21 protein-coding genes are annotated in these 17,975 nt (G+C 65.5%); 17 read left to right on the top strand and 4 right to left on the bottom strand.

All coding sequences use genetic code 11. The features are described 5' to 3' along the window. The first annotated feature begins 8 nt into the window (after window positions 1-8). The 4 genes from AC0L23_RS09965 to AC0L23_RS09950 all read left to right on the top strand — a co-directional run bounded on the left by AC0L23_RS09965 (window position 9) and on the right by AC0L23_RS09950 (window position 3,460). Entirely contained in the window at window positions 9-950 is a 942-nt protein-coding gene (locus tag AC0L23_RS09965; RefSeq protein ID WP_026232453.1) for a dihydrodipicolinate synthase family protein, read from the top strand. Then, window positions 938-1,195 (top strand): hypothetical protein, encoded by a 258-nt coding sequence (locus tag AC0L23_RS09960; RefSeq protein WP_473356832.1) that lies wholly within the window; start codon window positions 938-940, stop codon window positions 1,193-1,195. The genes AC0L23_RS09965 and AC0L23_RS09960 overlap by 13 nt, the downstream gene beginning before the upstream one ends. 193 nt (window positions 1,196-1,388) lie before the next feature. After that, on the top strand, window positions 1,389-2,789 hold the full coding sequence (locus AC0L23_RS09955) for a selenium-binding protein SBP56-related protein (protein ID WP_085361142.1): 1,401 nt from the start codon (window positions 1,389-1,391) through the stop codon (window positions 2,787-2,789). Window positions 2,790-2,866: 77 nt separating this feature from the next. Then, window positions 2,867-3,460: a hypothetical protein gene (locus tag AC0L23_RS09950; RefSeq protein ID WP_018453069.1), complete on the top strand. Its 594-nt coding sequence runs from the start codon at window positions 2,867-2,869 to the stop codon at window positions 3,458-3,460. A gap of 3 nt (window positions 3,461-3,463) precedes the next feature. Here AC0L23_RS09950 and AC0L23_RS09945 read toward each other — a convergent pair whose 3' ends face one another. Genes AC0L23_RS09945 through AC0L23_RS09935 form a run of 3 tightly spaced genes read right to left on the bottom strand, consistent with a single transcriptional unit; the run spans window position 3,464 to window position 6,030 of the window. Then, window positions 3,464-4,162: a DUF1045 domain-containing protein gene (locus AC0L23_RS09945; RefSeq protein ID WP_018453070.1), complete on the bottom strand. Its 699-nt coding sequence runs from the start codon at window positions 4,160-4,162 to the stop codon at window positions 3,464-3,466. Between the two features lie 18 nt (window positions 4,163-4,180). Further along, window positions 4,181-5,374, bottom strand: a complete 1,194-nt coding sequence (locus tag AC0L23_RS09940) for an alpha-D-ribose 1-methylphosphonate 5-triphosphate diphosphatase (RefSeq protein WP_085351556.1) — start codon at window positions 5,372-5,374, stop codon at window positions 4,181-4,183. Continuing rightward, window positions 5,371-6,030, bottom strand: a complete 660-nt coding sequence (locus tag AC0L23_RS09935; protein WP_085351555.1) for an LbetaH domain-containing protein — start codon at window positions 6,028-6,030, stop codon at window positions 5,371-5,373. The genes AC0L23_RS09940 and AC0L23_RS09935 overlap by 4 nt, the downstream gene beginning before the upstream one ends. 183 nt (window positions 6,031-6,213) lie before the next feature. On the opposite strand from AC0L23_RS09935, the gene phnC reads away from it, so the two are divergent. From phnC to phnE (AC0L23_RS09915), 4 genes are all read left to right on the top strand, one after another. Further along, window positions 6,214-7,023 carry a phosphonate ABC transporter ATP-binding protein gene (gene phnC, locus AC0L23_RS09930; protein WP_085361140.1) on the top strand — a complete coding sequence of 270 codons (810 nt, stop codon included), beginning with the start codon at window positions 6,214-6,216 and terminating at the stop codon, window positions 7,021-7,023. Window positions 7,024-7,086: 63 nt separating this feature from the next. Continuing rightward, window positions 7,087-8,022, top strand: coding sequence for a phosphonate ABC transporter substrate-binding protein (phnD, locus tag AC0L23_RS09925; RefSeq protein ID WP_085351553.1), 936 nt, complete (start codon window positions 7,087-7,089; stop codon window positions 8,020-8,022). Between the two features lie 76 nt (window positions 8,023-8,098). Continuing rightward, window positions 8,099-8,983, top strand: coding sequence for a phosphonate ABC transporter, permease protein PhnE (gene phnE / locus AC0L23_RS09920; protein ID WP_085351552.1), 885 nt, complete (start codon window positions 8,099-8,101; stop codon window positions 8,981-8,983). Continuing rightward, window positions 8,941-9,828: a phosphonate ABC transporter, permease protein PhnE gene (phnE, locus tag AC0L23_RS09915; RefSeq protein ID WP_377828922.1), complete on the top strand. Its 888-nt coding sequence runs from the start codon at window positions 8,941-8,943 to the stop codon at window positions 9,826-9,828. Before phnE (AC0L23_RS09920) ends, phnE (AC0L23_RS09915) begins: the two co-directional genes overlap by 43 nt. Before the next feature lie 163 nt (window positions 9,829-9,991). Here phnE (AC0L23_RS09915) and phnF read toward each other — a convergent pair whose 3' ends face one another. Then, window positions 9,992-10,723: a phosphonate metabolism transcriptional regulator PhnF gene (gene phnF / locus AC0L23_RS09910; protein WP_018453077.1), complete on the bottom strand. Its 732-nt coding sequence runs from the start codon at window positions 10,721-10,723 to the stop codon at window positions 9,992-9,994. Between the two features lie 118 nt (window positions 10,724-10,841). Between phnF and phnG the strand changes: the two genes are divergently transcribed. The 9 genes from phnG to AC0L23_RS09865 are packed head-to-tail and all read left to right on the top strand — an operon-like array spanning window position 10,842 to window position 17,839. Next, on the top strand, window positions 10,842-11,306 hold the full coding sequence (phnG, locus tag AC0L23_RS09905) for a phosphonate C-P lyase system protein PhnG (RefSeq protein WP_085384268.1): 465 nt from the start codon (window positions 10,842-10,844) through the stop codon (window positions 11,304-11,306). A gap of 4 nt (window positions 11,307-11,310) precedes the next feature. Beyond that, complete coding sequence (gene phnH / locus AC0L23_RS09900) at window positions 11,311-11,919, top strand: phosphonate C-P lyase system protein PhnH (RefSeq protein ID WP_085384267.1); 609 nt, start codon at window positions 11,311-11,313, stop codon at window positions 11,917-11,919. Window positions 11,920-11,921: 2 nt separating this feature from the next. Continuing rightward, window positions 11,922-13,025 (top strand): carbon-phosphorus lyase complex subunit, encoded by a 1,104-nt coding sequence (locus AC0L23_RS09895; RefSeq protein ID WP_085351550.1) that lies wholly within the window; start codon window positions 11,922-11,924, stop codon window positions 13,023-13,025. Beyond that, a complete protein-coding gene (locus AC0L23_RS09890; protein ID WP_085351549.1) occupies window positions 13,022-13,918 on the top strand; it encodes an alpha-D-ribose 1-methylphosphonate 5-phosphate C-P-lyase PhnJ in 897 nt (298 codons plus the stop codon). The genes AC0L23_RS09895 and AC0L23_RS09890 overlap by 4 nt, the downstream gene beginning before the upstream one ends. Further along, a complete protein-coding gene (gene phnK, locus AC0L23_RS09885; RefSeq protein ID WP_085351548.1) occupies window positions 13,911-14,708 on the top strand; it encodes a phosphonate C-P lyase system protein PhnK in 798 nt (265 codons plus the stop codon). Before AC0L23_RS09890 ends, phnK begins: the two co-directional genes overlap by 8 nt. 39 nt (window positions 14,709-14,747) lie before the next feature. Further along, a complete protein-coding gene (gene phnL, locus AC0L23_RS09880) occupies window positions 14,748-15,446 on the top strand; it encodes a phosphonate C-P lyase system protein PhnL (protein WP_085351547.1) in 699 nt (232 codons plus the stop codon). Between the two features lie 11 nt (window positions 15,447-15,457). Continuing rightward, the gene (locus tag AC0L23_RS09875; protein WP_085351663.1) at window positions 15,458-16,612 is read left to right on the top strand and encodes an alpha-D-ribose 1-methylphosphonate 5-triphosphate diphosphatase; all 1,155 of its coding nucleotides are present in this window, start codon (window positions 15,458-15,460) and stop codon (window positions 16,610-16,612) included. Next, the gene (phnN, locus tag AC0L23_RS09870) at window positions 16,609-17,205 is read left to right on the top strand and encodes a phosphonate metabolism protein/1,5-bisphosphokinase (PRPP-forming) PhnN (protein ID WP_473356831.1); all 597 of its coding nucleotides are present in this window, start codon (window positions 16,609-16,611) and stop codon (window positions 17,203-17,205) included. Before AC0L23_RS09875 ends, phnN begins: the two co-directional genes overlap by 4 nt. Window positions 17,206-17,227: 22 nt before the next feature. Next, complete coding sequence (locus AC0L23_RS09865; RefSeq protein WP_085351545.1) at window positions 17,228-17,839, top strand: pyridoxamine 5'-phosphate oxidase family protein; 612 nt, start codon at window positions 17,228-17,230, stop codon at window positions 17,837-17,839. Window positions 17,840-17,975: the final 136 nt, after the last annotated feature.

Raw genomic sequence — 17,975 nt, 5'->3', positions numbered from 1 at the left:
AGAGTTCGATGCCGGTCACGCCCCACCACAAGGCCCAGCGCCCCTATCGCGGCGTGTTCCCGGTCGCACCCACCATCTTCGACGAGCGCGGCGAACTCGACCTTGAGGGACAGCGTCGCTGCATCGATTTCATGATTGACGCAGGCTCGAACGGTCTGTGCATTCTCGCCAATTTCTCCGAGCAGTTCGTGCTCACGGATGCCGAGCGCGAGACCGTGATGCATGCGGTGCTGGAGCATGTCGCGGGCCGCGTTCCCGTGATCGTCACCACCACGCATTTCAGCTCGGCCGTCTGCGCCGCGCGCAGCCGGCAGGCCGAGGCGGCCGGTGCCGCCATGGTCATGGTGATGCCGCCCTATCACGGCGCCACCTTCCGCGTGCCCGAAAAAGGCGTCGTCGAATTCTTCAAGGTGCTGTCGGGCGCGATCAAGATTCCGATCATGATCCAGGATGCGCCTGTCGCCGGCACCCCCCTGTCGGTTGAGCTGCTCGCGCGGCTGGCGCGCGATTTCGCCAACATCCGCTATTTCAAGATCGAGGTGCCGGGCGCGGCTGCAAAGCTGCGCAGCCTGATCGACGCCGGCGGCAGCGATATCGAGGGTCCCTGGGACGGCGAGGAAGCGATCACGCTGCTCGCCGATCTCGATGCCGGCGCCACCGGCGCGATGACCGGCGGCGGCTATCCCGACGGCATCCGCCAGATCGTCGATCCTTATTTCGCCGGCAAGCGTGAAGAGGCCAAAGCCGCCTACGAACGCTGGCTGCCGCTGATCAACTACGAAAACCGCCAATGCGGCCTGATCGCCTGCAAGGCGATGATGCAGGCCGGCGGCGTGATCAAGTCGGACACGGTGCGGCATCCGCTCCAGCCGTTGCACCCGGCGACGCGGGCCGGGCTGCTGGAGTTGGCCAAGGAGCGCGATGCGCTGGCGTTGAGGTGGGGGAAGTAGCGCAACGCTGTCGGGGGGGGCGGGGGGCGGGGGGGGCGGCGGGGGGGGGGGGGGGGCCGCCCCCCCCCCCCCCCCCCCCCCAAAGGGGGTGGGGGGGGGGGGGAAAAGGGGGGGGGGGGGGGGGGGGGGTGCGCGCGGCGGCGGGGGGGGGGGGGGGGGGGGGGGGGCGCCCCCCCCCCGCGCGGCGCGCCCCCCCCCCCCCCCCCCCCCCCCACGCTGAGTGTGAGGTGCGCACCCTGGCCTGATCCCGCCAGCTTCCATCTGGCTGAAGGCGTCGAATTAACGCGGTTCGGGCGGTTTCCCGCAGCCCGGCGATGACATATTGTACGCTCGCCAACCTGGCCCGCGGAGCAACTCAAGACATCGCGCAACAGCTCTTCATTATGCCGCTATTCCGAACCAGGTTGGTGCGAACCAACGAAACAGGGAGGCAGTGCCATGACGATGAGGCCGGATCCCACCTTTCACGCATCGCCCAAGCTTGCGATGGAAGCTCCTGCGGAGAACTTTGCCTACACGTTGCTGCTCAGTCCGGATTTCTCGAAACCGGATGCTCTCGCGGTGATCGACGCCAAGCCGGGATCGCCGACCTACAGCCAGATCGTCCACACCGTGACGATGCCCAACAAGGGCGATGAGTTTCATCACTTCGGTTGGAATGCCTGCTCCTCCGCCTTGTCGCCGCTCACTGGGCATGCCTTCATCGAGCGGCGCTATCTCATCATCCCCGGGCTGCGCTCGTCGCGGATTTACATCATCGATACCAAGCCCGATCCGACCAAAGCCAAAATCCACAAGATCATGGAGCCCGAGGAAGTCTTCAAAAAGACCGGCTATTCGCGGCCGCACACCATCCATTGCGGGCCGGACGGCGTCTATGTGAGCACGCTCGGCGGCGGCGGCAAGGACGGCACCAACGGGCCTCCAGGCGTCTTCATCATGGATTGCGAGACGTTCGAGGTCCTTGGACGATGGGAGATCGACCGCGGTCCGCAGACGCTGCACTATGATTTCTGGTGGAACCTGCCGCGCGACTACATGGTGACGAGCGAATGGGCATTGCCGCCGCAGTTCGAGAACGGGATCGTCCCGGAAGATCTGCTGGCGAACAAATATGGCCATCGTCTCCACTTCTGGGATCTCCGCGCCCGTCGCAACGTGCAGACCATCGACCTCGGCGCCAATCATCAGATGGCGCTGGAGGTACGGCCGGCGCACGATCCGGTTCGCGAATACGGCTTTGTAGGCGTTGTGGTCGACACCACGAATCTCGAAGCCTCGATCTGGACCTGGTGGCGCGAAGGCGGAAAATTCCATGCGGAGAAGACGGCGACGATCCCGCCCGAGCCTGCGCCAAAGGAGAAGCTCCCGCCGCTGCTTCAGGGCTTTGGCGCCGTGCCGCCGCTGGTGACCGACATCGACCTGTCGATGGATGATCGTTTTCTCTATGTCTCGTGCTGGGGCACGGGTGAAATGCGCCAGTACGACGTGAGTGATCCGCGAAAGCCGAAGCTTGCGGGCTCGGTTCACATCGGCGGCATCGCGCGCCGCACCCCCCATCCGAACGGCAAGGCATTTGCGGCCGGTCCGCAGATGGTCGAGATCAGCCGGGACGGCAGGCGGGTGTACTGGACCAATTCGCTCTATTCCACCTGGGATGACCAGTTCTATCCCGATGGCGTTCCGGGTTTGGAAGTCATGGCCAATGTCGGTCGCAATGGTGGCCTCGAGCTCGACAAGAACTACTTCGTGAGCTTCCCCGACGGATATCGTGCGCACCAGATCAGGCTGGAGGGCGGCGATTGTTCGACGGACTCCTTTTGCTACCCGTCGGCCTAGATTGGGCACACGCGAGCCTCGGCTGGCTGTGGCTCGCTCTTGTTGCGAGCGGTCTCTATCACGGGGTCAATCCGGGAATGGGCTGGCCGCTCGCCGTTTCGGCCGGGCTCATGGACAAGAGCCCGCGCGCGCTCTTTCGTGCGTTGTGGGCTCTGGCCGCCGGACATCTCCTGGCAACGCTTCTCGTGCTGCTGCCATTCGCGTTCCTGCTCGTGCTGGCCGAGTGGCAGCGTTCGATCCAGCTCGGCGCGAGCCTTTTCGTCATCGGCTTCGGCGTCTATCGGCTGGTCGAGCGGCGCCATCCGCGCGCGCTGGCACGAATTCCGCCGACGCAATTGGCGCTCTGGTCATTTGCCGTTGCCATTGCTCACGGCGCCGCCTTGATGCTCGTGCCGATCTATCTCGGGCTCTGCCAGGCCTTCGAACTCGATGCCGGCCATGAGGCCGCCGGCGCGCTGATGAAGGCGAGTCTCGGGATGGCGGTTCTGGTGTCTTTGGTGCACGTCGCTGCCATGGTCAGCGCCGGCGGATGTCTGGCGTGGCTGGTCTACCGCCATCTGGGATTGAGGTTCGTCTCGCGAAGCTGGTTCAATCTGGATGTAATCTGGGCCACCAGCCTCATTCTGGTTGGCGTTGTGGCCTTCGGCTTCAATCTCGCGAGCTGGCACTGACGCTTACTGGGTCAAAGCCCACTCGCCGATGATGCGGAAGCGAGCCTTGGCGTGGTCCTGTTTGAACAGCGCGACGCGATCGATCGCAAGCGTCTTGAGGCCGAGCGCAGCAAACCTTCCCTGCAGCATTTCCAGAATCGGCCCGCGCCGCTCCACGTCGAGCCGGCCCGTCAACGTCATGTGGAAACGGAATTCCTCCATCACGTAAGGATAGCCCCAGCGGTCGAGATAGTGGCGCTGCCGTTCGCTCAGCTTCTCCGGCTTGCGCCGCGCACGGTCTTCCGCGCTCAGCGGCGCGCGGAAGGAGTCGAAGTCGCGCGCGCAATCGGCGGCGAGCTGCTGGAGTTCGCCGACCGGCTCCCCGGGAATGACGGCGATGAAGCCGCTGATGGAATCGACGACCGGGCGGATCACCGGAATTGCGCGTGCCCTGCCGGCGAATGTCGCGCAGGCCGCAACAAGCTCGACCTCGCGCCTGTCGGACGCCAGCGCCATCGGCGCCTTCAGCGTGGCGTGAAAGCCGTATTTGCGGGGATCGGCGGTGACATCACGCCAGTCCGGCGCGAGACGCGATGCGTCGGCGGGAAACGGCAGCTCGTTGCCGGTATAGGCATCGTAGCCGAGCAACTCCGCGCCGAAGCGGGTGAGCGCGCTGTCGCTGCCTGCGGCAAAATAGATCGCGTAGCGGGGGAAACTCGTCATCGTCCGAGCATAGCGGGTTTATGCCGCGGCGACAGCTTGGCGCGGGGTAGCTGGCATGCCAAGCAACCGCGTCGCCTCGGTGAGATGCACGAGCTTGCCGCCTGATATCACGGCGATCAGCCGCGGCCGCAGCGGCATGCTGTCGTCGACCAGCAGAATGTCCGCGCGCCGGCCTTCCGCGAGCACGCCGCGATCTGCAAGACCGGTCGCGCGCGCGGGCGCGGCGGAGACCAGATTCCAGGCCTCGGTCAGCGGCAGCACGCCATCGGCGGCGAGCCGGAACGCAGCGAGCAGCTGCGCGGGATAGTAGTAGTCCGAGGCCAGAACCGAGCAGAGCCCTTTGGCGATCATGTCGGATGCCCTGGTCCAGCCCGTGTGGCTGCCTCCGCGCACGACGTTCGGCGCGCCGTAGACGATGGCGTCACCGTGGCTTGCTGCCGCCCGCGCTGTCTCCTCGTTGATCGGAAACTCCGCAATCGCCACGCCCATGGCGCGAAAGCCTTCGCGCATCGCGGGCGTCGCATCATCGTGCGAGAGCATCCGCACGTCGGCGGCGCGGGCCGTCGCGGCCAGCCGTGACACGGAAGCCGGCACATCCGCGGCGCGGGACATTATGTGTCCGACCAGCCGGTCGAATTCCTCGCTCGACAGGCCGGTGCGCTCCACCATGCGATTGCGCTTGCGCGGCTTGGCCATGTCCCCAACCGTGCCGTCCATGTGGTCGTTGAAGGCGAACAGGTCGACGCGGCCCTCAGTGAGCCATTGGCTGATCTCGGTTTCGGCGTCGAGATTGTAGGTCTCGTGGCGCAGGTGAAAGCGGGTGTCGGCGGCGAATTGCGGGCGCTGCCGTTCGATCGCCTCCATCAGGCTGCGCGCATTGCCGGCGCTGCGCAGGCCCGGCTCCCACGAACAGGTCGTGGCGTGAAAAACCGTGGTGATGCCGTTGCTGATCGCCTGGCGGTCGCTGTCGGCGAGCGCGACGTCGATCGGGAAATCGACCCCGGCGCGCGGCATCATCTGTCGCTCGAAGGCATCGCCATGCAGATCGACGATGCCCGGCAGGACCAGCAGATCGCGCGCGTTGATCGCCAGCCGCGCCCGGCTGCGCGAGGCATTGATCTCTGCGATGTCCGTTCCGGACACGAGAAGCGACGTTTCGGCGAACTCGGAGCCGATCAGGGCCCGCCCGCCCTCGAGGAATATGTCTGTCACGCGACCGCGCTTCGTTTGCTGGCAGAAGAGGGTGCCCCTGCTTCGTATGCCGTGAGGAAATCCTCAATCCCGAGCTTGCGGAAATTGGGCAGGGCTTCACGCAACTTGTCGTGATCCCAGTCCCACCAAGCGAGCCTCGCAAGCCGCCCCGCAACCTCTTCCGAGAACCGCCGGCGAACGATGCGCGCCGGATTGCCGGCAACGATGGTGTAGGCCGGCACGTCCTTGGTGACGATGGCGCCGGCCGCGATCACCGCGCCGGTGCCGACGTTGCGGCCCGGCAGCACGATCGCGCCATGGCCGATCCAGACGTCATGGCCGATATGGACGTGATGCTGGCGCCGCCAGTCGAAGAACTCGGTGTCGTCGCTCCCGCCTTCGAAATAGGCGCTCGAACGATAGGTGAAATGCGCCTGCGTGGCGCGGTGCATCGGGTGATTGCCCGGATTGATCCGCGTCATCGCCGCGATCGAGCAGAATTTTCCGATGGTGGTGTAGGTGATCTGGGCGTCGTTCACGACATAGGAGTAATCGCCCATCGTCACTTCGTGCAGCATCGTGCGGGCGCCGACCTCTGTGTAGGCCCCAAGCCTGGTGTCGTGCAGCTTCGCCGAGGAATCGACAGTCGGCTGGAGCGAAAGAGCTTTGGCGGCCATGTTGTATCCGAACGAGAGGGCGAGTGTTTCTCTTCGAGCGGCTTGATGACAATGTCATGACGGCGCGATGACAGGGGATGAACAGGGGATGAGGTGTGTAGGATCGCCGCATCGCAACGTCCGTGTCACACAAGTGTCAAGCGCCGGCGTTAGCGGTGGGTCCCAGCTACTCTGGAGCCCTGCATGCTGGTGGTTGAAGGTCTGACGTGTCGCTTCGGCGTGAAAGCCGCGGTGGACGACGCCTCGTTTCAAGTCTCTCCCGGCGGCTTCGTCGGCGTGATCGGACGGTCCGGCGCCGGCAAGTCGACCCTGCTGCGGACCATCAACCGTCTCGCGACCCCTTCGCAGGGTCGCATCCTGTTCGACGGTCTCGACGTCACCGCGCTACGCGGCAAGGAGCTGCGGCAGTGGCGGGCGCGCTCGGCGATGATCTTTCAGCAGTTCAATCTGGTCGGCCGGCTCGATGCTCTCACCAACGTTCTTATGGGACGGCTCGCGACGATGCCGGCCTGGCGCTCGCTGTCGCAGAGCTGGCCCGAGCAGGACAAGGCGCTGGCGATGTCCGCGCTCGAGCAGTTCGACATCGCCCCACTCGCAGCCCAGCGCGCCGACCAGCTCTCCGGCGGCCAGCAGCAGCGTGTCGCGATCGCCCGCGCGCTGGTGCAGCAGCCCGACATCATCCTTGCCGACGAGCCGATCGCCTCGCTCGATCCGCGCAACACCAAGATCGTGATGGATGCGCTTTTGCGCATCAACAAGCATTTCGGCATCACCGTGCTCTGCAATCTGCATTCGCTCGACCTGGCGCGCAGCTATTGCGACCGCCTGATCGGCATGGCGCAGGGTCGCGTGGTGTTCGACGGCGCGCCGGCCGAGTTGACCGAGCACGTTGCGCGCGAGCTCTACGATCTCGAAGCCGCCGAAGTCATGGGCGGCACGCCTGCACCGGTGCGACAGGGCATTCCGGCGCTTGGAACGGCGGCCGCCGCCTGAGCTGCGCCGCATCAGGACTTACCAATTTTGCGTCAACCGACCTCAACCAATGAAGAGGCTATCATGATTACTCGCAGATTGATTCTCGCCGGCGCCGCCGCGCTCGCGTTGACGACTTCGGCCTCCGCCGAAGACTGGAAAGCCAAATATCCCGAGCTGACCTTCGCGGTCATTCCGGCGGAAAACGCCTCGGGCGTGACCGAGCGCTGGGCGCCGTTCATGAGCTATCTCTCCAGGGAATTGGGCGTGAAAGTCACGCTGCGCATCGCCAACGACTACGCTGCCGTGATCGAAGGCCAGCGTGCCGGCAACATCCACATCGCGAGCTATGGCTCGGCTTCGTTCGCTCGCGCCCGCCTGACCGGCGTCAAGACCGACGCCTTCGCCAACGACATCAACTCCGACGGCTCCACCGGTTATTACTCGGTGTTCTTCGTCAAGGCGAGCAGCCCCTACAAGAGCATCGATCAGCTCAAGGGCAAGAACCTCGGCCTGGTCGATCCGAACTCGACCTCCGGCAACAACGTGCCGCGCTTCGAGCTCGACAAGATGGGCATCGCGGACGCCGACACCTATTTCAGCAAGGTCGTCTTCACCGGCAGCCATGAGAACGCGATCCTGGCACTGGCGCAGGGCACCGTCGACGTCGCCGCCAACCAGTGGACCAGCGACGACGATTCGACATTGGCGCAGATGTTGACCAAGGGCATGCTGAAGAATGCCGACGGCTCGGCGATGAAAAAGGACGATTTCCGCATCATCCACAAGTCGGCGCCGATCATCAACGGTCCGTATGCCTACAATTCCGACCTGCCGGAAGAGGCCAAGGCCGCCATCGCGAAGGCGTTCTTCGACGCGCCGGCCAAGGACAAGGCTGCCTTCGACCGCCTACAGGACGGCCAGAAGAAAGGTTTTCATCCCGCGACCAGCAAGGATTGGGATGGCACGATCGAGCTGATCAAGTTCGTCGATGCGCTGCGTAAGAAGAAGGCGTCCTGAGTTTCGGGACGATGCCACTGGAGCCGGGTCGATGGACCCGGCTCTTTCTCTTTGATCGACCACCTTTCCTGATCAGATGACCGTCGCGGTTTCGATTCTCCCCGAGCAGCAGCTCGCCGTGCTCAACGCCGGCTATCGCCAGGCGGTGGCGCGCAAGCGGCTCCGAATCCTGTCTGGAGCCGTGATCTTCGCCGCAGCACTGTGTCTGGCCGCGATCGGCGCTGAAGTGAATCTGCGCACGCTGTTCGCCCACTTTGGCAACTTCATCAGCTATTTCGACCGCATCCTCACACTCGACACCGGCCAGCGGGTCTGGACCGATGTCGGCGAGTGGCTCTGGGGCTGGCGCAAATGGCTGAGGATGCTGGGCGAGACCCTGCTGATCTCCTATGTCGGCACGCTGATCGGCGCGACTCTTGCGTTCTGCCTGAACTTCTTCGCCGCTGAAAACACCTCGCCCGCGCCCTGGCTGCGTTTCATGGTGCGGCGCCTGCTCGAATTCGCGCGCACGGTGCCTGGCATCGTGTTTGCGCTGATCTTCGTGATCGCCTTCGGGCTCGGTCCGATGGCCGGCGTGCTTGCGATCGCGATCCACTCCACCGGCGCGCTCGGCAAGCTGTTCTCGGAGATCGTCGAGAATGCCGACATGAAGCCGGTCGAAGGCGTCCGCTCGACCGGCGCAAGCTGGCTCTCCTGCATGCGCTTCGCCATCCTGCCGCAGGTCACGGCAGGCTATGCCAGCTACGCGCTGCTGCGGTTCGAGATCAACGTCCGCGAGGCCTCCGTGATGGGCTTCGTCGGTGCCGGCGGCATCGGCCAGGAGCTCGTCGTCGCCATCCGCAAGTTCTATTACTCCGACGTCAGCGCCATCCTGCTCACCATCATCGTCACGGTCTTCATCATCGACATCAGCACCGGATGGCTGCGCGGCCGTCTGTTCGGCAAGGAGGCGCGGACGTGACGGGACCGCAGGAGACCGACACTGCGGCGCTTCGCGCGCGCTATCCTGACGTGTTCGACCGGCCGGCCTCGGCGCGGCTCGCCATGCCGGCGATGAGCGTCGCGGCGCTCGCGATCCTGATTTACGGCCTCGTCGATCTCGACTTCTCGCCGTCGCGGTTCGTCGCGGGCCTCAACCAGCTCGGCTGGATCAGCCTGATGATGATCCCGCCGGATCCCGGCTCGTCGCTGCCGGTCTATCTGAAGGCGCTGGGCGAGACGCTGTCGATCGCGCTGCTCGGCACAACGCTCGCCGCGCTGTTCGCACTGCCGGTCAGTCTTCTTGCGGCGCGTAATGTCGTGCCATCAAAGCTGCTGCGCTTTCCGGTCCGACGTTTCCTGGATTTGATTCGCGGCGTCGACACGTTGATCTGGGCGCTGGTGTGGATCAACGTGGTCGGGCTCGGCCCGTTTGCCGGCGTGCTCGCCATCGCCGTGTCGGATTTCGGCGCCTTCGGAAAACTGTTCTCGGAGGCGATCGAGGGCGCCGACCAGAAGCAGGTCGAGGGCATCCGCGCCTCCGGCGGCAGCGCGCTGCACGAGATTCGCTTCGGCCTGCTGCCGCAGGTTTTGCCCGTGATTGCGGGGCAGGTGCTCTATTTCATCGAGTCGAACACGCGCTCGGCCACCATCATCGGCATCGTCGGCGCCGGCGGCATCGGCCTCCAACTCGCCGAGCAGATCCGCGTGCTGGAATGGCAGAAGGTGTCGTTCCTGATCCTGATGATCCTGGTCGCAGTCGCTGCGATCGATTTCGTTTCGGGCAAATTGCGTTTTGCGATTATCGGGCGGCGGGCGGTGGCGTAACCTTCTTCCTTCTCCCCTTGTGGGAGAAGGTGGCGCGAAGCGCCGGATGAGGGGTCTGCATCCTCAATTCAGATCAGTGCGCGGAGGCAACCCCTCACCCGTCTCGCCGCTAGCGCGGCGAGCCACCTCTCCCGCAAGGGGAGAGGGGCAGAGGGCAGCCAGTTCACCCGTTCTCCACCAGAAATTCCACCCGCTCCGCGGCAAAGCGCGAATGCTTGGTCACCAGCGGCTTGCCGTCGAGATCGTGATCGGTGGCGTCGACCACCAGGATCGGCCGTCCCAGCGCCAGATCGAGCCGTGCGGCGTCGGTTGCGTCGACGATACCGGCGGTGATCCGGGTCGCGCCGCGGCGATAGTCCCGGACGCCGTAATGCTCGAGCAATTTCGTCATCGAGCGGGTCGCGGCAAAGACGTCGCCCGCAGCCGGGAATAGCTGCGCCGACAGCCACGTCGTGGAGACACAGATCGGCGTGCGGTCGGCGAGGCGCATCGCCTCGATCCGGACCAGCGGTGCGCCGGTCTTGAGGCCAAGCTCCCGCGCGAGTTCGCGGGTCGCAACGTCAGCGGACGCCTCGATCAGCCGGCCATGCGGTTCGCGGCCGTCCGCGCCGACGATCTCGGAGAAACGGGTCCGCGAGCGCAGTGGATAAGCGAGCTTCTGCGCCTCGACATAGGTTCCGCTGCCGCGTTCTGCCCGCACGATGCCGCGCTCGGCAAGCGCGGCCAGCGCGCGTCGCACGGTGTGGCGGTTGACGCGATAGGTTTCGGCGATCTCCACCTCGCCCGGCAGCTTGTCGCCCGCCGCAAAGCGGCCGTCGGCGATGCCGCGCTCGATGCCGTCGGCAACGAGACGCCACAACGCGACGCCGGAGGAGGCTGTGTCCTGCATGCTCATGTGGCCGGGAAGCTACTCCAGAAATCACGCCTTTGTCACGAAACAGTCATGGCGCTCCCGTATCAAGTTGTCTAGTATCATAGACAACTTGGATTCGGCAAGTTCTGCAGAGAAGTCGGTGGATGCGGTGACCCAGCACAATAATCAGCAAGCCCAGCGCAAGGCCGCAATGGCCGTGCTGGCGCACGCGGAGGCGGGCGAGATCGCCGCTCGCCTCGACGCTCTCGTTTTGCCGGCGCATCAGGATCTGCGCGCGCCGGAAAACGGCCTCGTCATGCTGCGCGGCCGGGTCGGCGGTGACGGTGCGCCGTTCAACCTCGGTGAAGCCACGGTGTCGCGCGCCGCGGTGCGGCTTGCGAGCGGCGAGGTCGGTTTCGGCTACACGCTCGGTCGCGACGGCGAGAAGGCGCGGCTGATCGCGCTGTGCGATGCCCTGGTGCAGTCCCGCGATTTCGCCGGCGCGGTGGAGCGGGACATTATCGCGCCGTTGCGTGAGCAGCTTATGGTCAGGCGCAAGCAGGTGGCGGCCCAGACCGCCGCGACGAAGGTTGATTTCTATACCATGGTGCGCGGTGAGGGGTGAGATCATGACCACGATTGCGGAACTGCCCCCCGGGTTCGCCGACAAGGTGCTGTCGGCGCAATCGACCTTTCGTTCGGTCATGGACGCGATGGCCCGGCCGGGGTCGGTCCAGCGCATCGTGCCGACATCAGGAGCGCCTCATGTGATGATGCGCGGCACGGCCGCGATCGCGTTGACGCTGTTCGATCACGACACGCCGCTCTGGCTCGATGCGCGCATGCATGAGACTTCCGACGTCGTGAAATGGCTGAAATTCCATACTGGTGCGCCGGTGGTGCAGGATTCTTCCATCGCCAGCTTCGCGCTGATCAGCGACGGCGGGGCGCTGCCTTCGCTGGAGCGCTTCGCGCTCGGCACCAGCGAATATCCGGATCGGTCGACCACGTTGATCCTGCAGGTCGAGAGTCTGGACGGAGGGCGGAGCTTCGAGCTGCGCGGCCCCGGCATTGACGGTGTCGCGACGCTCCAGGCTTCGATTAAGCCGTTCGACCTGTTCGAGCGCCTGCGCGTCAACGAAACGCTGTTTCCGCGCGGCATCGATGTGGTGCTGGTCGCAAATGATGCCGTGGTTGCGATTCCGCGCACCACGCGTGTCGTGAGCAAGGGAAGCTAAGCATGTATGTCGCAGTCAAAGGCGGCGAACGCGCCATCGAGAACGCCCATCGCCTGCTCGCCAGTGCGCGGCGTGGCGACCAAAGCGTTCCGGAAATCTCGCTCGACCAGATCTCCGAGCAGCTTGGTCTCGCCGTGGACCGCGTCATGAGCGAAGGCTCGCTCTATGATCGCGAGCTCGCGGCGCTCGCCATCAAGCAGGCGCGCGGCGATCTGATCGAGGCGATCTTCCTGGTCCGCGCCTTCCGCGCGACGCTGCCCCGCTTCGGCGCCAGCGAGCCGGTCGAGACCGGCGCGATGCGGGTACGGCGGCGGGTGTCCTCGACCTTCAAGGACATTCCCGGCGGCCAGATCCTCGGCCCGACCTTCGACTATACCCACCGCCTGCTCGATCCCTCGCTCGCCGAGGGCTTTGTGCCGGAAGCGCCGGCGACGGCCGAAGCATCGTCTGCGCCGACCCCGCGGGTGACCGACATCCTCGGCCGCGACGGGCTGATCGAATCCTCGCCTAAGGCCGAGGAAGGCGCCAGCGTCGGCGATCTCACCCGCGAGCCGCTCAATTTTCCCGCCGATCGTGACCTGCGCCTGCAAAATCTCGCGCGTGGCGACGAAGGTTTTCTGCTGGCGATGGGCTATTCCACCCAGCGCGGCTACGGCCGCAACCATCCCTTCGCTGGCGAGATTCGCTTCGGTGAGGTCGAGGTTGAATTCTCCGCGGAAGACGTCGGCTTCGCCGTGCCGCTCGGCTCGATCGAGCTCACCGAGTGTCAGATGGTCAATCAGTTCAAGGGCTCCGCGACGGAGGCGCCGTGCTTCACCCGCGGCTATGGCCTCGCCTTCGGCCAGAGCGAGCGCAAGACGATGTCGATGGCGCTGGTCGACCGCGCGTTGCGTGCGCGCGAGCTCGGCGAAGAGGCACTCGCCCCCGCGCAAGACGAAGAATTCGTGATGTCGCATTCGGACAACGTCCAGGCTACCGGCTTCGTCGAGCATCTGAAGCTACCGCATTATGTCGACTTCCAGTCTGAGCTCGGCCTGTTGCGCAAGCTGCGGAAGGAATTCACTGAGGCCAATGCGCCCGATGCCATGAAGGAGGCCGCGGAATGAACGCGCCCGCCTACAATTTCGCTTATCTCGACGAACAGACCAAGCGGATGATCCGCCGCGCGATCCTCAAGGCGATCGCGATCCCCGGCTATCAGGTGCCGTTCGCCAGCCGTGAAATGCCGATGCCCTATGGCTGGGGCACCGGCGGCGTGCAGGTGACGGCCGCGATCCTCGGGCCCGAGGACGTGCTGAAGGTGATCGACCAGGGCTCCGACGACACCACCAATGCGATCTCGATCAGGAAGTTCTTTGCCAAGACCGCCGGCGTCGCCACGACGACGGCGACGATCGATGCGACCGTGATCCAGACCCGCCACCGCATTCCGGAGACGTCGCTACACGCAAATCAGGTGCTGGTCTACCAGGTGCCGATCCCGGAGCCGCTGCGCTTCGTCGAGCCGCGCGAGACGGAGACGCGGCGCATGCACGCGCTCGCCGAATACGGCCTGATGCATGTGAAGCTCTACGAGGACATCGCCCGCTTCGGCCACATCGCGACGGCTTACGCCTATCCGGTGAAGGTCAATGCGCGCTACGTGATGGACCCGTCGCCGACGCCCAAATTCGACAATCCCAAGATGGACAATTGCCCGGCGCTGCAACTGTTCGGCGCCGGCCGCGAGAAGCGCATCTATGCGATCCCGCCCTATACGCAAGTTGTGTCGCTCGACTTCGAGGACCATCCCTTCGAGCCGTACCGCTTCAACGCGCCGTGCGCGTTGTGCGCCGCTGAGAATTCCTACCTCGACGAGATCGTGACCGACGACAAGGGCGGTCGCATGTTCGTCTGCTCCGACACCGATTATTGCGAGGGACGTCAGGCCGCCGGCCATCACGGCAGCCTCAGCGCCGCGCCGTACAAGGACAAGGCGCAGGAGGCATCGAATGGCTGATCAAGACATGCTCGAGAACGACGAGCCGCTGCTGGTCGCAAAATCCCTCAGTAAGTCCTATGGCCGGATCGCGGCGTGCCGCGACGTGTCCTTTGCGCTCTACCCCGGCGAGGTGCTGGCGATCGTCGGCGAATCCGGCTCGGGCAAATCGACGCTGCTGCAGCTGCTGTCGGGTCAGCTCGCGGCCAGCGGCGGTGAGGTGTCCTACCGGATGCGCGATGGCGTCACCCGCGATCTCGCCACGCTGGGCGAGGCCGAGCGGCGCTTCCTGTTTCGTACCGATTGGGGCTTCGTTCATCAGGATCCCGCGCAGGGGCTGCGCATGGCCGTCTCGGCCGGCGCCAATGTCGGCGAGCGGCTGATGGCGGTGGGGTGGAATCACTACGGCCGCATCCGCGATACCGCGTCGGACTGGCTGACTCGCGTCGAGATCGACATCGCGCGCATCGACGATGCGCCGCGGACCTATTCCGGCGGCATGCGCCAGCGGCTCCAGATCGCCCGCAACCTCGTCACCGAGCCGCGGCTGGTGTTCATGGACGAGCCGACCGGCGGCCTCGATGTTTCCGTGCAAGCCCGTCTGCTCGACCTCGTGCGCAGCCTGGTCGCGGAGCTGCATCTCGCGGTCATCATCGTCACCCATGATCTCGCGGTCGCGCGCCTGCTGTCGCATCGGGTCATGGTCATGAAGGGCGGCCGAGTCATCGAGACCGGCCTCACCGATCAGGTGCTCGACGACCCCCGCGAGCCCTATACCCAGCTGCTCGTCTCCTCGATCCTGCCGCCATGAGCCTTCCAACGTAATGAGCCTTGCAAGAAGAGTTCTCCAATGACCGCCATGATCGACATCGCCGACGCCAACAAGACCTTCACGATGCACCTGCAAGGTGGCATCGAGCTGCCCGTGGTGCGCGGCGTGACCTTTCACGTCAATCCCGGCGAATGCGTCGTGCTGTCGGGGCCATCAGGCGCCGGAAAATCGTCGATCCTGAAGATGATCTTCGGCAATTATCGTTGCGATTCCGGCCGGATCGGCATCCACCATCGCGGCGCGCTGGTCGATCTCGCCACCGCCGAGCCGCGGCAGGTTCTCAACATCCGCCGCGCGACCATTGGCTATGTCAGCCAGTTCTTGCGCGCGGTGCCGCGCGTCGCGACCCTCGACGTGGTCGCCGAGCCGCTGATCGTCAACGGCCTGGCGCGCGCGGAGGCGCAAGCCCGTGCTGGCGAACTGTTGCATCGCCTCAACATCCCCGAGCGGCTCTGGCAGCTTCCGCCCGCGACCTTTTCCGGCGGCGAGCAGCAGCGCGTCAACATCGCGCGCGGCTTCATCTCGGATCTGCCGATCCTGCTGCTCGACGAGCCGACCGCGTCGCTCGACGCCGCCAACCGCGCCGTCGTGGTCGGGCTGGTAGCCGAAAAGAAGCGCCAGGGCGTCGCCATGGTCGCCATTGTCCATGACGACGAAATCCGTCATCAGATTGCCGACCGCATCGTCGACGTCACCAGCTTCGCCGCCGCGGCCTGAAGGAAATGGACATGAACGCCAAGAAGGACATCGTGATCGCCAACGCCAGGATCGTGCTGACGGAACGGGTGATCGAGCAGGGCTGGCTTGCCCTCGCCGATGGACGCATTGCCGAGATCGGCGAGGGCAGGGCGCCCGCGGGGGCAGAGGATGCCGGCGGCGATCTGATCATGCCCGGCTTGATCGAGCTCCACACCGATCACCTCGAGGCGCATTACGTGCCGCGACCAAAAGTGTTCTGGAATCCAGTCGCCGCCGTCGTCTCCTATGACGGCCAGCTCGCGACATCAGGCATCACGACGGTGTTCGACTCGCTCCGGGTCTGGCGCGAGGATGGCGCCGAGGAAGTCGACGGCCGCGCCGGCACGCTCGCCGCCGCAATCACGACCGCTCGCGATGCTGACCTGCTCCGCGCCGATCACTTCCTGCATCTGCGCTGCGAAATCCCGATGCCGAGCGTGGTCGAGGAGGCCAGGGAGCTGATCGACCGTCCCGACGTGCGGCTGATGTCGCTGATGGACCACACCCCCGGCCAGCGCCAGTTCCGGGACGAAGGCAAGCTGCGCGACTATTATCGCGGCAAGGGCGGCGGCAAGACCGACGCCGAGCTCGACGAGCTGTTCGCGAAGCGCTTCGAATATCAGAAGGCCTATGCCGCGACCAACATGCGCGAGATCGTGGCGCTGGCCCACAAGTACAAGATCCCGCTGGCGAGCCATGACGACACCACTGAGGAGAACGTCGTGGACGCCGTGCGCGATGGCGTTTCGGTGGCGGAATTTCCGACCACGCTGGAGGCCGCGCGCGGCCTGCACGAGGCCGGCATCGACATCCTGATGGGCGCGCCGAACGTCGTGCGCGGCGGCTCGCATTCCGGCAATATCGCCGCGGTCGATCTCGCCCGCGAGGGCCTGCTCGACATCCTGTCGTCGGACTACATCCCCTCGAGCCTTCTGATGGCCGCGCTGCACTTGCCCGAGCACGTGCCCGCCATCACTCTTCCGGCGGCGATCCGCACCGTGACGAAGGCGCCCGCGGAGGCAGTCGGCCTGTCCGACCGCGGCGAGATCGCGATCGGCAAGCGTGCCGATCTGATCCGCGTGCATGTCGCGGGCAGCGTCCCCGCGGTCCGCAGCGTCTGGCGCGAAGGAAGCCGTGTCGCATGAGCGAGGCCGTCACCGTGGCGGGAAAGACAACGGGTGCGATCGGGCCCGGGCGGCTCGTGCTCGTGGTCGGTCCCAGCGGTGCCGGCAAGGACACGCTGCTGCGGCTGGCGCGGGCAGCCTGCATCGAGGATCACGACATCGTCTTCCCGCGCCGTGTCGTGACGCGCGAATCCTCGGCCGACGAAGACAATAATGCGGTGAGCCCTGACGAATTCCGTCGCGCGCGCGATCGCGACGATTTCGCCGTGCATTGGGAGGCGCATGGGCATTGTTACGCGCTGCCGCTCGACCTCAACGACGATATTCGTGCCGGACGCGCCGTCGTGGCCAATGTTTCGCGCACGGTGATCGGCGTGCTGCGCCAGACCTATGCAAACGTCGTGGTGGTCGCGATCACGGCGCCTCCGGATGTGCTGGCGCAGCGGCTTGCCGCTCGCGCCCGGCACAGCGACGGCAATATTGCGGAACGGCTGACGCGCAGCGTCGACGACGCATCGACTCAGGCCGACGTCACCATCCTCAACGCCGGCAGCGCGGAGTATCACGGCCGCCAGCTTCTGCGCGTGATCAGGAACCAGGGCTGGCACGAATAGCCCGCACAACAAGGAGACTGGAATGTCGGTGATCGAAACGGTCGAGCAGCTGGAGGCCATCTACGGCGTCACCAACGACGCATCGATCGTGAAAGTCGCCGACCACGTCACCCCGCTCTATCGCGTCTTCATCGAAAAGGCGCCGTTCGCCGCGCTCGCTACCATCGGACCCGAGGGGATCGACTGCTCGCCGCGCGGCGATCTCTCCGGCTTCGTCCGCATTCATGACCCGAAGACGCTGATGCTGCCGGATCGCCGCGGCAACAACCGGGTCGATTCCTTGCGCAACATCGTGCGCGATCCCAGGGTGTCCCTGATGTTCCTGATCCCCGGCTCCGGAAATGCGGTTCGGGCCAATGGCCGGGCGCATCTGTCCATCAATCCCGAGCTGCTCGCCTCGTTCAAAGTCGACGGCAAGGCGCCGCGCAGCGTGATGGTGATGACGGTCAACGAAATCTACTTCCAGTGCGCCCGCGCCATCGTCCGCTCCGATCTCTGGAATCCCGACAAGCGCATCGACCCCAAGACGCTGCCGACGCCCGGCCAGATCCTCGCCGAGATGAGCGAGAACAAGGTCGGCGGCGCGGAGTATGATCGCGCCTGGCCCGAGCGTGCGGCCGCGACGATGTGGTGAGTTCGTTCTTCCCCTCTCCCCTTGCGGGAGAGGGTGGCTCGCCGCGCAGCGGCGAGACGGGTGAGGGGTCTCTATCCCCCGGGGGCGGGAGTGGTGGTTTGGGGGGGGCAAACCCCCAAACCCCCCCGAGGCGCCC

Source organism: Bradyrhizobium sp. MI1.4, assembly GCF_055811315.1.
Note: the sequence above shows the minus strand (reverse complement) of the source record. Positions and strands in the feature narration are given on the sequence as shown.

Bases quoted from the DNA above. Each gene is read 5' to 3' on its own strand.
- phnC (WP_085361140.1), top strand. From the start codon at position 6,214: ATGCTGGTGGTTGAAGGTCTGACGTGTCGCTTCGGCGTGAAAGCCGCG.
- phnL (WP_085351547.1), top strand. From the start codon at position 14,748: ATGACCGCCATGATCGACATCGCCGACGCCAACAAGACCTTCACGATG.
- phnN (WP_473356831.1), top strand. From the start codon at position 16,609: ATGAGCGAGGCCGTCACCGTGGCGGGAAAGACAACGGGTGCGATCGGG.
- AC0L23_RS09955 (WP_085361142.1), top strand. From the start codon at position 1,389: ATGACGATGAGGCCGGATCCCACCTTTCACGCATCGCCCAAGCTTGCG.
- AC0L23_RS09875 (WP_085351663.1), top strand. From the start codon at position 15,458: ATGAACGCCAAGAAGGACATCGTGATCGCCAACGCCAGGATCGTGCTG.
- phnE (WP_377828922.1), top strand. From the start codon at position 8,941: ATGGCTGCGCGGCCGTCTGTTCGGCAAGGAGGCGCGGACGTGACGGGA.
- phnF (WP_018453077.1), bottom strand. From the start codon at position 10,723: ATGAGCATGCAGGACACAGCCTCCTCCGGCGTCGCGTTGTGGCGTCTC.
- phnE (WP_085351552.1), top strand. From the start codon at position 8,099: ATGACCGTCGCGGTTTCGATTCTCCCCGAGCAGCAGCTCGCCGTGCTC.
- AC0L23_RS09865 (WP_085351545.1), top strand. From the start codon at position 17,228: ATGTCGGTGATCGAAACGGTCGAGCAGCTGGAGGCCATCTACGGCGTC.
- AC0L23_RS09945 (WP_018453070.1), bottom strand. From the start codon at position 4,162: ATGACGAGTTTCCCCCGCTACGCGATCTATTTTGCCGCAGGCAGCGAC.
- AC0L23_RS09890 (WP_085351549.1), top strand. From the start codon at position 13,022: ATGAACGCGCCCGCCTACAATTTCGCTTATCTCGACGAACAGACCAAG.
- AC0L23_RS09895 (WP_085351550.1), top strand. From the start codon at position 11,922: ATGTATGTCGCAGTCAAAGGCGGCGAACGCGCCATCGAGAACGCCCAT.
- AC0L23_RS09950 (WP_018453069.1), top strand. From the start codon at position 2,867: ATGGGCTGGCCGCTCGCCGTTTCGGCCGGGCTCATGGACAAGAGCCCG.
- AC0L23_RS09965 (WP_026232453.1), top strand. From the start codon at position 9: ATGCCGGTCACGCCCCACCACAAGGCCCAGCGCCCCTATCGCGGCGTG.
- phnH (WP_085384267.1), top strand. From the start codon at position 11,311: ATGACCACGATTGCGGAACTGCCCCCCGGGTTCGCCGACAAGGTGCTG.
- AC0L23_RS09935 (WP_085351555.1), bottom strand. From the start codon at position 6,030: ATGGCCGCCAAAGCTCTTTCGCTCCAGCCGACTGTCGATTCCTCGGCG.
- phnD (WP_085351553.1), top strand. From the start codon at position 7,087: ATGATTACTCGCAGATTGATTCTCGCCGGCGCCGCCGCGCTCGCGTTG.
- phnK (WP_085351548.1), top strand. From the start codon at position 13,911: ATGGCTGATCAAGACATGCTCGAGAACGACGAGCCGCTGCTGGTCGCA.